The sequence below is a fragment of the Burkholderia sp. R-40 genome (assembly GCF_049942845.1).
In the GTDB taxonomy this organism is placed as follows: Bacteria; Pseudomonadota; Gammaproteobacteria; order Burkholderiales; family Burkholderiaceae; genus Burkholderia; species Burkholderia ambifaria.
This window is the reverse complement of sequence record NZ_CP187967.1, coordinates 1,530,317-1,544,407: the sequence shown is the minus strand read 5'-3', so window position 1 is coordinate 1,544,407 and position 14,091 is coordinate 1,530,317. Positions and strand designations below refer to the sequence as shown.

The window sequence follows — 14,091 nt, the reverse complement described above, 5'->3', positions numbered from 1 at the left end:
GCCGCGGATCAGCGCGACAACGTGAACGCGCTGACCGGACTCGTCTTCTGGTAGAACTTGCCGCCTTCGAACTCCTCGACCGTCACGGCCCAGTAGTAGTCGCCGGGCGGCAGGTGCGCGACGGTGATCTTGCGCGCGTGCAGGCCGACCTGGTCGACGACCGGCGCGCTCAGGTCCTTCGAGCGCGACAGCACGAACCGGTAGCGCGCATCCTTGCCCGAGCCGTTCGGCGACCAGCGGAACTCGTAGCCGCCGGCGCCGGGCGACGCGCTCGCGTCGAGCCCCATCTGGCGGCGCTCGAACGCATAGGTGCGCGGCATGCCTTCGAGGCCGTTGGTGTCGATCGCGGCGACCCGCACGAAATACGTGCCGTTCGGCACGTCGCGAAACACCGCGCTCGGCGTATCGGTGCGGGTTTCGCGGAACAGGTCGAGCATGCCCGCGTCGTGCGCGAGCTGCAGGTGGTATGCGTGCGCGGCGGCGAGCGGCGCGATGTCGAACGCGACGTCGGGCTCGTCCTGCACCTTGTCCGGATGCGTGAGCGCCGGTGCGGGCAGCAGCTGGACGGGCGCGCCGATCGCGCCGGACGACGTCGCGACGCTGCCGAAGCTCGCATGCACGAGCGTCGGGTCGGCCGGTTGCCGCTTGCCGGCGACGCCGACGGTGCCGTCGAGCACTTCGACGCGCGTCGCCGCGTTGCCGGCCGCGTCGTAGTTCACGCGAAAGCGCGTGCCGCGCACGCCGGCCACGACCGACGGCGAGCGGATCTGGAAGCGGTCGTCGCGCTTCTTCAGATGCGTGACTTCGCTGTCGACCGAGCCGCGCGTGAGCTCGAACTCGCGATCGAGCGTGCCGGTCAGCACGGTGCGGCGCAGCGTCTTCAGGTCGAGCTGGCTGTCGGGCGGCAGGCTCATGTGCGTGCCGTCGGTGAGCTCGATCGTCACGAAACCGTTCGCGCCGGTGCGCACGCGGTCACCCTCGTTGAGCGTCGCATCGTCGGCGAGCGGCGCGTACGCGTCGCCGGACCTGCGTTCGGCTGCACCCTGCACCGCGACGACGCGCGCGGTCAGCTTTTCCTTGCGCAGCCGCGCGACCGGCAGCTTCAGCGCGATGCCGGGCTGCAGGTGCTTCGGGGCCGGCACGCCGTTGATCTGCTGCAGCACCTGCCAGTCGTCCGGGCCCTGAAGGTAGCGCGCGGCGACGTCGTACAGCGTGTCGCCGGCTTGCGTGCGGTAGACGACCATCTTGCCCGCGGCAGCCGGCGGCCGCGCGGCGGCCTGCTGTGCCGCGCATGCCAGCGCGACCACGCACGCCGCGCGCAGTGCCGCCGTGCGCAGGCCCGGCGTGCGCTGCGTGATGCGCGCGATCACTCCGGTTCTCCCTGGCCGACGCGCTCGAGCCGGTAGCCGTAGCCGTAGATCGGCGCGAGGCGATAGCCGTTTTCCGGCCGCAGGCCGAGCTTCGTGCGCAGCATCGAGATGTGCGTGTCCATCGTGCGCGACGGAATGTCGGTCGCCTGCTTCCACACGAGATCGAGAATGTGCGCGCGCGACAGCGGCCGGTCGAGATGCTGGAACAGCAGCAGCGCGAGCTCGAACTCCTTCTGCGTGAGGCTCACGGCCTTGTCGCCGACGTAGGCCTGCTTCAGGTTCACGTCGAAGCGGAACTGGTCGAACTCGCGAACGGTCGCCTCCGGATTGACCGGATACGCGCGGCGCAGCAGCGAGCCGATGCGCGCGCGCAGGATCGGGCCCGACACGGGCTTGACCACGTAATCGTCGGCGCCGGCGTTGAGGATCTGCGTGATCCCCGCCTCGTCGTCGCGGCTCGTCATGAAGATGATCGGCAGGCTGTGCTCGGACTGGTTCGCACGGACCCACTTCAGCACTTCCTCGCCGGACATGTCGGGCACGTTCCAGTCGAGCACGAGCAGATCGAACGTCTCGCGCTGCAGACGCTTCTTCAGAGCCTTGCCTTCCTTGAACGCATAGCACGTGTGGCCGGCGGCCGTCAGCGTTTGACTGACGAAATCCGTCTGAGCCGGATCGTCATCCAGTACAGCAATTCTCATAGCACCCCGCAAATCGAAATCGATTCGTCCAGTTCAGCTCCCCGCGCTCACTCCGCCGCGCCGCACACGGGCACGGCTTCCGACGCCGGCCGGCGAGCCGCCGTTTGCCGCTCGCGCACCCTGCGTGACACGGCGCCCCGGCCAAATATCTCAAAAACGGGGCACGGACGAACCGGCGATTTCATCATAGTAGTATGAAATTCGCCAAGAAATTGCGCGGACTACGGTCCTTTATTCGAATAATCCTGCCCATCGCGCGATTACGCGCCCTGGTTGGCGCCCGCAAGGCCGGCCGTCGGCTCGGCAAAATCGTCGGCCGGCACACGCCGCCGCCGCGCGAGCGACGGCTACTCCGGCTGCCGCAGCGTCGGCTGCCGCAGCGTCGGCTGCCGCAGCATCGGCTGCCGCAGCATCCGCTCCAGCTGGCCGCGCACGCGCTCCCACGCCGGCGCCGCATAGTCGGGCTGGCTCGCCGCCCACGCGTGCGCGAGATCGAACACGCGTTCGACCGTCGCGCCGCAATACGTGAGGCCCGCGCCGTCGCCATGCGCGGCGTCGCGCAGCCGTTCGTCGAGCGATTCGGCCAGCCACGGCATCTCGGCCGCCGCCGAATCGGCATAGGCCTCCAGCGCGGCACGCGCGTGGCGATCCTGTTGCGGGTCGAGCTCGATCCGGCTCGACCCCGCCGCGCGTGCGGGCGCGATGCGTTCCGCCGCGGACGGACTTCGAATGGTCCCTTGTCTGAAGGACATGTCCTCTCCCCGTTTGTACGACGGTAGCGTCAGGCATGGCCCCCGTGCCCGCCTCGTATGACGTACCGTGGCCGGCGCATCCATCCGAGACGGACGACCGGCCGGGTCAGTATACGCAGCCGGTCGTGCGACGAGGTTTAAGAATTGTCAGAGGCAGCGAAGGCGCGGCCGGCCCGCCACGGGCGCTGCCCGGCCGGGTGCCGCGAGAGGCGCGTGATGCGGCCGTCAGCGGCGGCGCATCAGGAATACGAAGGTCTTGTCCTGGGTCGTCACTTCGACGATCTCGTTGCCCGTCTGCTTCGCGAACGCGGCGAAATCGCGCTGCGAGCCCGGATCGGTCGCGAGCACCTTGAGGATCTGCCCGCTCTCCATATCGGCGAGCGCTTTCTTGGCGCGCAGGATCGGCAACGGGCAATTAAGCCCGCGGGCGTCCACTTCCTTGTGAATCTGCATCGGCTGTCGACCTTCGAATAACGCGCCACACGGGCGCGGGAGGAAGCGGCGATTTTACCGCAGCGCGGCCGGGCCTGCCCGCGCCGCCCAGGCACGGCCATGGGGCACGCAGGCCCGGCCGCGCGCGCCGCTCAGGCGCCCGAAAAACCGCCGGCGAGCCGCTCGCGCAGGTGCCGCACGAGCGCGCGCACCGCGCTCGGCACGACCGGGCTGTACGGCCGGATCGCGAAGATATGGTCGCCGAACGCGCCCGACGGCCGCCAGCCGTCGAGCAGCGCGACGAGCCGGCCTGCGTCGAGATCGCGCTGCGCGCTGAAATCCGGCAGCAGCGCAATGCCGAGCCCGCCGAGCGCGGCCTCGCGCATCGCCTCGCTGTTGTTGGCCGCGAAGCTGCCGCGCACCGGCACGCTCACGCGCTGGCGGCGCCGGCCGTCGGGCTCGAAGCTCCAGGCGGCCGGTTCGTTGTCGCGCAGGTAGCACAGGCAGCTGTGATCGACGAGCTCGCTCGGGTGGCGCGGCGCGCCGCGCGCATCGAGGTAGTCGCGGCTCGCGACCAGCAGCGAACGCGTGTCACACAGCTTCCACGCGACGTGGGTCTGCGGCGCGGTCGTCGTATGGCGGATCGCGAGATCGAAGCCCTCCTGCGTCAGCGAATGCAGCCGGTCGGACAGGTCGAGCTCGATGTGCACGCCCGGATGCTGCCGCAGGAAATCGGGCAGGTGCGGCACCACCTGCTGGCGCCCGAGCGCGACGGGCGCCGTCACGCGCAGCAGCCCGCGCGGTTCGCCGGCCAGATCCTTCACGCGCGCGAAATGCTGGCCGATCGACTCGAACGCGTCGCGCGTGCTGTCGACCAGCGTCTGCCCCGCGTCGGTGAGCCGCACGCTGCGGGTGGTGCGCCGCACGAGCGGCACGCCGGCCGCCTTCTCGAGATCGGCGATGCGCTGGCTCATCGCGGCCTTGCTGATGCCGAGCCGCTGCGCGGCGGCCGTGAAACTGCCAGCCGCGGCGAGCACCGTCAGCGAATGGATATGCGGCCAGAGCGCCTGGACATTTTGCTGATTCATCCATCGATTATTCAGAATTCTGAACAGTGAATCAAGCTGCGCGGCCTTCTCCCGCCCCGCCGCTTTGCCTAGACTAGGCTCCATTCGCCCCCATCCCCAGGAGACACGATGAACCCGGTTCCCGCGTACACGTCCGACGCCGACGTCGGCCACTACCTCGACGGCGCGCCCGTTGCCGGCCGCAGCGGCCGCTTCCAGGACGTCCTCAACCCGGCGCTGGGCCGCGCGGTGCGCCGCGTCGCGCTCGCCGACGGCGACGAAGTGCAGCGCGCCGTCGCGTCGGCCCATGCCGCGTTCCCGGCCTGGGCCGAGACGCCGCCGATCCGCCGCGCACGCGTGCTGCACCGCTTCCTGCAACTGATGAACGAGCACCGCGACACCCTCGCGGCGATCATCACGGCCGAGCACGGCAAGGTGTTCTCCGACGCACAGGGCGAAGTCGCGCGCGGCATCGACATCATCGAATTCGCGTGCGGCGTGCCGCAGTTGCTGAAGGGCGACTTCACCGACCAGGTCAGCACCGGCATCGACAACTGGACGATGCGCCAGCCGCTCGGCGTCGTCGCGGGCATCACGCCGTTCAACTTCCCGTGCATGGTGCCGTGCTGGATGTTCCCGGTCGCGCTCGCGACGGGCAACACGTTCGTGCTGAAGCCGAGCGAGCGCGACCCGTCGGCGGCGTTGTTCATCGCCGACCTGCTCACGCAGGCCGGCCTCCCCGCCGGCGTGTTCAATGTCGTGCAGGGCGACAAGGGCGCGGTCGACGCGCTGCTCGACCATCCGGACGTGCAGGCCGTCAGCTTCGTCGGCTCGACGCCGATCGCGGCTTACGTGCAGCAGCGCGCGGTGCAGTCGGGCAAGCGCGTGCAGGCGCTCGGCGGTGCGAAGAACCACCTCGTCGTGATGCCCGACGCGAACATCGAGCAAGCGGTCGATGCGCTGATCGGCGCCGCGTACGGCTCGGCCGGCGAACGCTGCATGGCGATCAGCATCGCGGTGCTGGTCGGCGACGTGGCCGACCGGATCGTGCCGGCGGTCGCCGAGCGCGCGCGCAAGCTGGTGATCGGCGACGGGATGTCGCCGGAAGTCGAGATGGGCCCGATCGTCACCGGCGAAGCGCTCAAGCGCATCGAAGGCTATATCGAGCAAGGCGTCAGCGAAGGCGCGCAACTGGTGGTCGACGGGCGCGGGCTGCGCGTGCCGGGCCGCGAGGAAGGCTTCTTCACCGGCGGCACGCTGTTCGATCACGTGACGCCCGACATGCGCATTTATAAGGAAGAGATCTTCGGGCCGGTGCTCGGCTGCGTGCGCGTGAAGGACTTCGGCGAAGCGGTCGACCTGATCAACGCGCACGAGTTCGGCAACGGCGTCGCGTGCTACACGAGCGACGGCGGCATCGCACGCGAATTCGCGCGGCGCATCCAGGTCGGCATGGTCGGCATCAACGTGCCGATTCCGGTGCCGATGGCATGGCACGGCTTCGGCGGCTGGAAGAAGAGCCTGTTCGGCGACATGCATGCATACGGCGAGGAAGGCGTGCGTTTCTACACGCGCCAGAAGTCGGTGATGCAGCGCTGGTCGTCGAGCATCGGCAAGGGCGCCGAGTTCGCGATGCCGACCGCGAAGTAAGCGGCCCGCGCGGCGCCCGCCGGGCAATCCGGGGGGCGCCGCGCGAGCACATGGTCAGCCGGCCTTCGTGCCGTGCGCGCCGTCGGCGGTCGGCAGGTACGACAGTTCCAGGCGGTACGCGAGCGCGACGAACAGGCTCTGCGCAAGGCCCATCGTCGCGGTCAGCGCGCGGAACCCGAACGTTGCGCTGTCCTGCACCATCAGCGTCACCTCGGCCTCCCGCGCGAGCGGGCTCATCCGGCTGTCGGTGATCGCGATCAGGCGCGCGCCGCGCTGCACGGCCTGCTGCGCGACCTGAACGGTTTCTTCCGCATACGGCATGAACGAGATCACGATCATCACGTCGCCCTCGCGCACCGAGCGGATCTGGCCGAGATGCATGCTGCCGAGCGCGCTGAACAGGCCGATGCGCTTGTCGGTGTGCTGCAGCGCATAGTCGAGATACACGGCGATCGGAAACGCGCGGCGCGAGCCGGCGATCCAGATCGCCTGCGTGTCGGCGAGCAGGTCGACGGCCTGCGCGAGCGCCTGCGGATCGAGCGTCTGCCGCAGTTGCTGCATCCCGGCGATGCTGCCCTTGATGAATTCGTCGGCGATCTGCTCGGGCTGCAGGCTCGACGAGCCCGCTTCGATCACGTCGCGCAACCGCAGGTTGTACGCGCGGCCCGGCGCGATCTGCTGGGCCAGGCCCTCGCGGAACAGCCGCTGCATCTCGGAGAAGCCGGAGAAGCCGAAATGCTTCGCGAACCGCACGACGGCCGACGGCTGGACGCCGCAGGCCTCCGCGAGCGACTGGATGCCCTCCAGGCCAAGCTGGTCGCGATGCGTTTCCACGTGACGCGCGATCACCTTCAGGCGATTGCTGAGGCCGTCGTACTCCTGCGTCAGATGCTGCAGGAACTCCTCGACGGTGGCGGGAGGTTTCTCGGATGAACTCATCGGATAGCGCGAAGTTGACGGCCCCGATGCGCGCGCGGCTTGCGGGCGCGGCCCGGGACTCCCCTGAATACATGCATGAAGGGCGAATTTAATCACGTTTGTGGCACGGCCCGTGCCGCATGCTCGCTCCCACGCGCTCGATCATCACCTGCACACGCTCCACGGCGATACTGGAACCGTATCGGGACCGTACCGGAGCCCATTTTCCAATGCGCTCGCCGCGCCGTAAAGATCAGGGCGGCTACCGACGTCACGCATCGGCCGCCATGACTCAACGATAGTCGACCCACGCGCCGCCCGCATCGGCGGAGCGCACGCAGTTCTCGACCCAACGCACGCCTTCGACGCCTGCGTGAACGTCCGGAAAGCGGATGTTCTTCAATGCTTGCGTGTCGCCGCGATCGGCCGCATCCATCGCGAGCGCGAAACGCGCATACAGGTTCGACCACGCTTCGAACAGCCCTTCCGGATGCCCGGCGCCGATGCGATCCTCGCGCAATGCGTGCGGATGCAGATAGCCCATCCCGCGATCGAGCACCTGCGCGGGCTGCCCCTGGATTTCGTAGCGCAACTGGTTCGGATGCTCGTCCCACCATTCGACGCTCGCCTTCGAGCCAATCACGCGCACCTTCTGCCCGTGCATCGAGCCCGCGTTCACCGCGCTCGACCAGACGTAGCCGATCGCGCCCGTGTCGTATTCCATGATCGTGAACGCGTTGTCCTCGAGCGGCGCGCGGCTCTTCACGAAGCTCTGCCGCGAGCACATCAGCCGGCGGATCTTCAGCTCGGGCGCCATCACCTCCGAGATGTACAGCGGGTGCGTGCCGATGTCGCCGAGCACGTAGCTCGGGCCCGCGAACTTCGGATCGACGCGCCAGCGCGCGGCCGCGCTGGCGGCCTCGACGCCCTCGCTGTGAAAGCCGTGCGCGAACTGCATCTGCACGATGCGGATCTCGCCGAGATCGCCGCGCGCGATCATCTCGCGCGCCTGCTCGATCATCTGGTGGCCCGAATAGCCGTACGCGACGCCGACGATGCGGTTCTTCTCGATCGACAGCCGCTGCAGCGCCTCGGCCTCCGCGGTCGTGAAGCACAGCGGCTTCTCGCAGACCACGTGCAGCCCTGCGTTGAGCGCCGCGCGGCAGATCTCGAAGTGCGTGTTGTTCGGCGTCGCGATCGACACCGCGCGGATGCCGTCGGCGCGGCGTGCCTCGGCATCGAACATCGTCCGGTAGTCGGGATAGCAGCGCGCGGCGTCGACGCCGAGCTTCACGCCGAACTGCCGGCCGCGCTCGGCATCGATATCGAACGCGCCGGCGACCAGCCGGAAGCTGCCGTCGCGCAACGCGGCCGACCGGTGGCTGTAGCCGATCTGGCTGCCGAGGCCGCCGCCGACCATGCCCCAGGGAATCGAATGTCCGAGCAGAATCTGTCCGTCGATCATGATTGTCGTGTTCCTGTCCGTGTTCAGGTGTTCAGATGTTCAAAGGTTCAGGCGGTCGATCGTTCATGCGAATCCGGCCGACGCGAGAAACGCGCGGCTCGCCGCGACGTCGCGCAGGCTCGTGCCGGCGTTGCGCGGATCGCGCTCCTGTTCGATCGTGATGTAGCCGGCATAGCCGATATCGTCGAGCGCGCGACGGATCGCGCGGTAGTCGAGCACGCCGTTGCCGATCGGGCACATCACGCCGCGCGCGCAGGCCGCGAAGAACGCGATGTGCTCGCCCATCACCGCGTCGTAGACGGCCGCGTCGATATCCTTGAAATGCACGTAGTCGAGCCGGGCCGCATGGCGGCGCAGCCAGGTCTCGGGATCCATCCCCGAGTAGTACAGGTGGCCGGTGTCGAGACACAGGCCGGCCGTGTCGGCCGCGATATCGGCGACGATCCGGTCGATCTCGTCCGCGAACTCGATGTAGCCGCCCGCATGCGGATGGATCACCGCGCGCACGCCGAATTCGTCGCGCGCGATCGTCGCGATCCGGCGGATGTGGTCGACCATCCGCGCCCAGCGCTCGGCGCCCAGGCGCGGCGCGCGCGCCGTATGGCCGGCCGCGTAGTCGCGCTCCTCGTGCCCCCAGTCCATCACGACCAGGTACGGCGCCGCGTAGCGCTGGCCGTGCTGCGTCGGCAGCTTCGGCAGTCGCGTGATCAGCGCGCAGATCTCGCGTGTCTGGCGCAGCAGGTTCGGCAGGTTCTCCGGCGACACCAGATCGTCGAAGATCGTGCCGGCGGTGATGCTCAGTCGCTGCCGTTCGAGCTCCGCGCTCACCACGTCGAGTTCGAGCGGGATATAGCCGTAGGGCCCGAGCTCGATGCCCGAGTAGCCGGCCTGCGCGGCCTCGGCGAGCACGTGCCGCCACGACGGCAGGTGCGGGTTGTTCACGTCGTCGACGCCCCAGCAGCAGGGCGCGCAGCCAATCTTCATCGTCATGTCGGTCAGTCCGGTAGAAAAGCGGCGCGGTGCCGCGTGCGGGTGGCGCGGCCGTGGCTCAGCCGCGATAGAACGCCGGGCGTTCGGCCATCGCGATCGGCTCGACCGCCCCGCTCTGCTGTGCGCGCACGCACGCGTCGGCCGCGACCGCCGCCGCGTAGCCGTCCCACGCGGACGGGCCGGTCAGCGCACCTTGCCGCACGCCGTCGATGAATGCCTGCAGCTCGACGTCGTACGACGCGATGAAGCGCTCCTTCCAGTCGGTCATGATCTCGACCGATTGCCGCGCCGCGTGCTTGAGGCCGACCGCCGGCGGATCGGGCAGCTTCGCGATGCCGTTCTCGCCCACGACCTCGCACTGGATGTCGTAGCCGTACTGGCAGTTGACGAAGATCTCGACGTCGATGCGCACGCCGCTCGCGGTTTCGAGCAGCACGATCTGCGGATCGGCGAGATGCGCGCTCGCGTGGCGCGTCTTCTTCGGGTAGACGACCTGCGCGCTCGTGTAGTCCTCGCCGAGCAGCCAGCGCAGCACGTCCAGCTCGTGGATCAGCGTGTCGGTGATCGCCATGTCGGTCGTGTAGCGCTCGCCGACCGACTGGTTGCGGTGCGCGCAATGCAGCATCAGCGGCGCGCCGATTTCGCCGCGGTCGATCACGTGCTTCAGCGCGCGATAACCTTCGTCGTACGGCCGCATGAAGCCGACCTGCACGAGCCGGCGGCCGTGCGCGACCTCGGCCTCGACGATCCGCATGCAGCCTTGCGCGGTCACCGCGAGCGGCTTCTCGCAGAACACCGGCTTGCCGTGCGCGATCGCGTCGAGCACGAACGCTTCGTGCGTCGGCCCCCACGACGTGACGAGCACGGCCTGCACGTCGGCGGCCGCGACCACCTCGTGGCCGTCGCCGTAGATTTCCGCATCGAGCCCATACTTCGTCACCGCATCGCGCGCCTGCTGCGGATCGATGTCGTTGACGGCCACCACGCGCGCGCCGGACAGCGTGCGCGTCAGCCTGCGGATATGGTCCTGGCCGATCGCGCCGCAGCCGATCACGCCGATTTGCAAGGTCATCCGGATATCTCCAGTCTGTCGTTCAGCAATGGCGCGGCCGGTGCCGCGCCGGTCAGTCGTGAGTCAGCGCGCCGCCGCGCGATCGAAATGGCGCTCGACGTAGCGCTGGATCGTGTCGCGCATGTAGCGTGACGACGCTTCCGCGCGGTCCTCCCACGCGAACACGCACGACGACATCACGCCGTCGAAGCCGGCGTCGCCGAGCGCGCGGAAAAACGTGTCCCAGTCGATCTCGCCCTGCCCGATGTCGAGATGCTGGTGCACGCGGATCTGGTTCGAGCCGGGCGGGTTCACGATGTAGCGCAGCTGGCTGCTCTTGCGGTGGTCGAAGGTGTCGGCCACGCGCACGTGCGCGAGGATCGGCGCGGCCTGCGCGATCATCGCGGCCATGTCGTCGCCGTAGTAGAACGTGTGCGGCGCGATGTACGACAGCTTCAGCGACGGCGAGCCGAGGTTCGTGACGATGTCGATTGCCGGCTGCAGCTGCTCGATCCAGTCCTCCGGATGCGGCTCGACCGACAGCACGATGCGTTCGCGCTCGAGGATCGGCAGCAGCTCGTCCATCGAACGGAACCATGCGGCTTCGCACAGCTCTTTCGGGTTCGCGCCCGGCCGCTCGCCGACCGAGCGCTCCGGCGACGCGCCGCGCCCGAACTCGGACACCATCAGCGCGCATTCCATCTCGATGGCGACCTCGATCGCCTTCTTCCAGCAGCGCACCGCCCATTGCCGCTCGTCCTCGAACGGGCTGGCCCAGCGGTACATCGGCTGCAGCGACGCGAGCCCCACGCCGCTTGCGCGCAACGCGTGCCGGAACGCGGTCATGCGCGCGCGCGTCGCGCGCGGCATCACCCACCAGTCGAGAAAATCGCTGCGCGGCGACAGCTCGATCTGGTCGTAGCCGAGCTCGGCGACCGCATGCGGCAACCGGTCGAGCGGCAGGTGGCGAATCATGTAGGGATCCAGAGCGATCTTCATCTTCTTTCCTGGCGACGTGGGTATCGGTCTCGGCCGCTCAGCGGCGCGACTTCTTGTTGCGGTACTGATCGGCGATCACGGCCGCGACGATGATCGCGCCCTTGACCATCTCCTGGTAGTACGCGTCGATCCGGATGAACGTGAAGCCCGACGTCATCACGCCGAGAATCAGCACGCCGATCACGGTGCCCGTCACGCGCCCGAGGCCGCCCGACAGCGACGTACCGCCGATCACGACGGCCGCGATCGCGTCGAGCTCGTACATCACGCCCATGCCCGACTGGCCGGAGATCGCACGCGCGGCGGTCACGGTGCCGGCGATCCCGCTCAACAGGCCCGCGATCGCATAGACGAACACCAGGTGGCGCGTCACGTTGATGCCGGACACGACGGCCGCGTGCCGGTTCGCGCCGATCGCATACGTGTACTTACCGAAGCGCGTGTAACGCAGCACGACGTGGAAGATCGCGGCCACCACGAGAAAGATGATCACCGGGTTCGCGCCCGCGCCGATCGCCGCGAACGGGTCGGTCAGCATCGACACCGGCATCCCGTTGGTGAACCACTTCGCGAAGCCGCGCGCGGCGACCATCGTGCCGAGCGTCGCGATGAACGGCGGGATGCCCGTCAGCGCGATCAGCGAGCCGTTCAGCAGGCCGACCAGCAGCCCGACGCACACGCCGGCCAGCACCGGCCAGATGACCGGCAGGTCGGTCAGGTGCGGGAACACCGCGCGCGGAAAATCGGACACCTGCGCGAGGCTGGCCGATACCACGGCCGCCGCGGCGACGACCGAGCCCGACGACAGGTCGATCCCGCTGGTGATGATCACGAGGTTCACGCCGACCGCGATGATGCCGATCACGGCCATCTGCAGCACGATGATCTCGAGCCGCTCCGCGTTGAACAGGAAGCTCTGGCCGACGACGAGCCAGCCGATCACCTCGAAGAACAGGCTGATGCCCACCAGCACCAGGAAGATGCTCAGTTCGGGCGGCCACTTCGCGTGCCGCGTCTTGATCGTCAGGGACTGCGCGTCCGCGACCGGGTTCAGGTTGCCCATTGCTTTGTCTCCAATCTTGTTTCGGCTCAGCGCGAGGCCAGGTCCATGATGCGAACCTGGTCGGCGTCCTTGCGTTCGACGATGCCGGTCATCCGGCCTTCGTGCATCACCATCACGCGGTCGCTCATGCCGAGCACCTCCGGCATCTCCGACGAGATCATCAATACCGCGACGCCCTTGCCGGCGAGCGCGCTGACGAGGCGATGGATCTCGGCCTTCGCGCCGACGTCGATCCCGCGCGTCGGTTCGTCGAGGATCAGGATGCGCGGCTGCGTGAGCAGCCAGCGGCCGATCAGCACCTTCTGCTGGTTGCCGCCCGACAGGTTCTGGATTTCCTCGTGCAGCCCGGGCGTCTTCACGCGCAGCATCCGGCTCATTGCCTCGCAGTCGCGTTTCAACTGCGCCTGCCGCACGAAATTGAACTTCACGTAGCGGTTGCTGAGCACGGCCGCTTCCATGTTCGCGAGCAGGTCGAGATTCAGGAAGCAGCCGGTGTCCTTGCGGTCCTCGGTGAGAAACGCCATCCCGTGCTTCATCGCCTGCGCGGGCGTCGCGATGCGCACCGGCTTGCCGTCGATCCGGATCTCGCCGGCGGTGGCCGGCACGACGCCGAACAGCGCCTCCGCGACGTTCGAGCGCCCCGAGCCGACCAGGCCCGCGACGCCGAGGATCTCGCCCGCGCGCAGTTCGAAGCTGACGTCGCGGAACACGCCCTCGACGCCGAGGTTCTTCACGGCCAGCACGACCTCGCCGATCGGCACGTCCTCCTTCGGGAACATCTGCGTGATCTCGCGGCCGACCATCATCCGGATGATGTCGTCGCGCGTGACGTCGGTCGACGCGTGCGTGCCGATGTACTTGCCGTCGCGGAACACCGAGAACTCGTCGGCGATCTCGAACAGCTCGTTCATCTTGTGCGTGATGTAGACGATGCCCTTGCCCTGCTCGCGCAGCTGGCGAATGATCCGGAACAGGTGCGAGACCTCCTTGTCGGTCAGCGCGGACGTCGGCTCGTCCATGATCAGCACGTCGGAGTCGAACGACACGGCCTTCGCGATCTCGACCATCTGGCGGCTCGCAACCGTCAGCGTGCGCACGTCGGCTTCCGGGTCGATGTCGATCGACAGCCGCTCGAACAGCGCGGCGGTGCGGCGGCGCAGCGCGGCGTGATCGATCAGGCCGAAGCGGTTCTTCGGTTCGCGGCGGATCCAGATGTTCTCCGCGACCGTCATGTACGGCATCAGGTTGAGTTCCTGGTGAATCATCGCGATTCCGCGATCGAGCGCGTCGAGCGGGCCGCTCAGCACGACGGGCTCGCCGTTGATCAGGATCTCGCCCTGGTCGGGCGTGTAGACGCCGGCGATGATCTTCATCAGCGTCGACTTGCCGGCGCCGTTCTCGCCCATCAGCGCATGCACGGTGCCGCGGCGCACGCGGAACTGCACGCCGTCGAGCGCGACGACGCCGGGAAACGACTTGCCGACGCCGCGCACCTCGAGCAGGCAATCGGCGACGGGCGCACCGGACGAACCCGGCGCGGCGAACGACGCGGCCGGCGCGCTTTCGTTGGCCATCGGGCGCGCCATCCTGGCTGTAAACATGGACGTTCCTCGAAAGTCGCACGCGAACCCGG

The 14,091-nt window shown here is 68.4% G+C and carries 13 protein-coding genes; 1 reads left to right on the top strand and 12 read right to left on the bottom strand.

What is annotated here, in order from left to right; translation table 11 throughout:
• Positions 1-8 precede the first annotated feature (8 nt).
• The 5 genes from ACP26O_RS07200 to ACP26O_RS07180 all read right to left on the bottom strand — a co-directional run bounded on the left by ACP26O_RS07200 (position 9) and on the right by ACP26O_RS07180 (position 4,343).
• Positions 9-1,370 carry a FecR family protein gene (locus ACP26O_RS07200; protein WP_175663845.1) on the bottom strand — a complete coding sequence of 454 codons (1,362 nt, stop codon included), beginning with the start codon at positions 1,368-1,370 and terminating at the stop codon, positions 9-11.
• Positions 1,367-2,071 (bottom strand): response regulator transcription factor, encoded by a 705-nt coding sequence (locus tag ACP26O_RS07195; RefSeq protein ID WP_006756066.1) that lies wholly within the window; start codon positions 2,069-2,071, stop codon positions 1,367-1,369. Before ACP26O_RS07195 ends, ACP26O_RS07200 begins: the two co-directional genes overlap by 4 nt.
• A 347-nt stretch (positions 2,072-2,418) precedes the next feature.
• Positions 2,419-2,823 (bottom strand): peptidase, encoded by a 405-nt coding sequence (locus ACP26O_RS07190; protein WP_175663846.1) that lies wholly within the window; start codon positions 2,821-2,823, stop codon positions 2,419-2,421.
• 225 nt (positions 2,824-3,048) lie between these two features.
• A complete protein-coding gene (locus tag ACP26O_RS07185) occupies positions 3,049-3,276 on the bottom strand; it encodes a sulfurtransferase TusA family protein (protein ID WP_006753156.1) in 228 nt (75 codons plus the stop codon).
• A gap of 131 nt (positions 3,277-3,407) precedes the next feature.
• On the bottom strand, positions 3,408-4,343 hold the full coding sequence (locus ACP26O_RS07180; protein ID WP_006759565.1) for a LysR family transcriptional regulator: 936 nt from the start codon (positions 4,341-4,343) through the stop codon (positions 3,408-3,410).
• Between the two features lie 108 nt (positions 4,344-4,451).
• Between ACP26O_RS07180 and ACP26O_RS07175 the strand changes: the two genes are divergently transcribed.
• Positions 4,452-5,972 carry a CoA-acylating methylmalonate-semialdehyde dehydrogenase gene (locus ACP26O_RS07175; RefSeq protein ID WP_175663847.1) on the top strand — a complete coding sequence of 507 codons (1,521 nt, stop codon included), beginning with the start codon at positions 4,452-4,454 and terminating at the stop codon, positions 5,970-5,972.
• A 54-nt stretch (positions 5,973-6,026) separates the two neighbouring features.
• Here the strand turns inward: ACP26O_RS07175 and ACP26O_RS07170 are convergent, their stop codons facing one another.
• From ACP26O_RS07170 to ACP26O_RS07140, 7 genes are all read right to left on the bottom strand, one after another.
• The gene (locus ACP26O_RS07170; protein WP_165751277.1) at positions 6,027-6,911 is read right to left on the bottom strand and encodes a MurR/RpiR family transcriptional regulator; all 885 of its coding nucleotides are present in this window, start codon (positions 6,909-6,911) and stop codon (positions 6,027-6,029) included.
• Positions 6,912-7,182: 271 nt separating this feature from the next.
• Complete coding sequence (locus tag ACP26O_RS07165; RefSeq protein ID WP_175663848.1) at positions 7,183-8,355, bottom strand: Gfo/Idh/MocA family protein; 1,173 nt, start codon at positions 8,353-8,355, stop codon at positions 7,183-7,185.
• 63 nt (positions 8,356-8,418) lie between these two features.
• The gene (locus ACP26O_RS07160; protein ID WP_126227584.1) at positions 8,419-9,345 is read right to left on the bottom strand and encodes a TIM barrel protein; all 927 of its coding nucleotides are present in this window, start codon (positions 9,343-9,345) and stop codon (positions 8,419-8,421) included.
• Between the two features lie 58 nt (positions 9,346-9,403).
• Complete coding sequence (locus ACP26O_RS07155) at positions 9,404-10,417, bottom strand: Gfo/Idh/MocA family oxidoreductase (protein ID WP_175663849.1); 1,014 nt, start codon at positions 10,415-10,417, stop codon at positions 9,404-9,406.
• 63 nt (positions 10,418-10,480) lie between these two features.
• Positions 10,481-11,395, bottom strand: coding sequence for a sugar phosphate isomerase/epimerase family protein (locus ACP26O_RS07150; RefSeq protein ID WP_175663850.1), 915 nt, complete (start codon positions 11,393-11,395; stop codon positions 10,481-10,483).
• Between the two features lie 37 nt (positions 11,396-11,432).
• A complete protein-coding gene (locus tag ACP26O_RS07145; protein ID WP_006753148.1) occupies positions 11,433-12,458 on the bottom strand; it encodes an ABC transporter permease in 1,026 nt (341 codons plus the stop codon).
• 26 nt (positions 12,459-12,484) lie between these two features.
• Positions 12,485-14,059 (bottom strand): sugar ABC transporter ATP-binding protein, encoded by a 1,575-nt coding sequence (locus ACP26O_RS07140; protein ID WP_175663851.1) that lies wholly within the window; start codon positions 14,057-14,059, stop codon positions 12,485-12,487.
• Between the last annotated feature and the right edge of the window lie 32 nt (positions 14,060-14,091).

Excerpts from the sequence above, each read along its gene's own strand:
- ACP26O_RS07195 (WP_006756066.1), bottom strand. The coding sequence starts at position 2,071 with ATGAGAATTGCTGTACTGGATGACGATCCGGCTCAGACGGATTTCGTC.
- ACP26O_RS07190 (WP_175663846.1), bottom strand. The coding sequence starts at position 2,823 with ATGTCCTTCAGACAAGGGACCATTCGAAGTCCGTCCGCGGCGGAACGC.
- ACP26O_RS07185 (WP_006753156.1), bottom strand. The coding sequence starts at position 3,276 with ATGCAGATTCACAAGGAAGTGGACGCCCGCGGGCTTAATTGCCCGTTG.
- ACP26O_RS07180 (WP_006759565.1), bottom strand. The coding sequence starts at position 4,343 with ATGAATCAGCAAAATGTCCAGGCGCTCTGGCCGCATATCCATTCGCTG.
- ACP26O_RS07175 (WP_175663847.1), top strand. The coding sequence starts at position 4,452 with ATGAACCCGGTTCCCGCGTACACGTCCGACGCCGACGTCGGCCACTAC.
- ACP26O_RS07170 (WP_165751277.1), bottom strand. The coding sequence starts at position 6,911 with ATGAGTTCATCCGAGAAACCTCCCGCCACCGTCGAGGAGTTCCTGCAG.
- ACP26O_RS07165 (WP_175663848.1), bottom strand. The coding sequence starts at position 8,355 with ATGATCGACGGACAGATTCTGCTCGGACATTCGATTCCCTGGGGCATG.
- ACP26O_RS07160 (WP_126227584.1), bottom strand. The coding sequence starts at position 9,345 with ATGACGATGAAGATTGGCTGCGCGCCCTGCTGCTGGGGCGTCGACGAC.
- ACP26O_RS07155 (WP_175663849.1), bottom strand. The coding sequence starts at position 10,417 with ATGACCTTGCAAATCGGCGTGATCGGCTGCGGCGCGATCGGCCAGGAC.
- ACP26O_RS07150 (WP_175663850.1), bottom strand. The coding sequence starts at position 11,395 with ATGAAGATCGCTCTGGATCCCTACATGATTCGCCACCTGCCGCTCGAC.
- ACP26O_RS07145 (WP_006753148.1), bottom strand. The coding sequence starts at position 12,458 with ATGGGCAACCTGAACCCGGTCGCGGACGCGCAGTCCCTGACGATCAAG.
- ACP26O_RS07140 (WP_175663851.1), bottom strand. The coding sequence starts at position 14,059 with ATGTTTACAGCCAGGATGGCGCGCCCGATGGCCAACGAAAGCGCGCCG.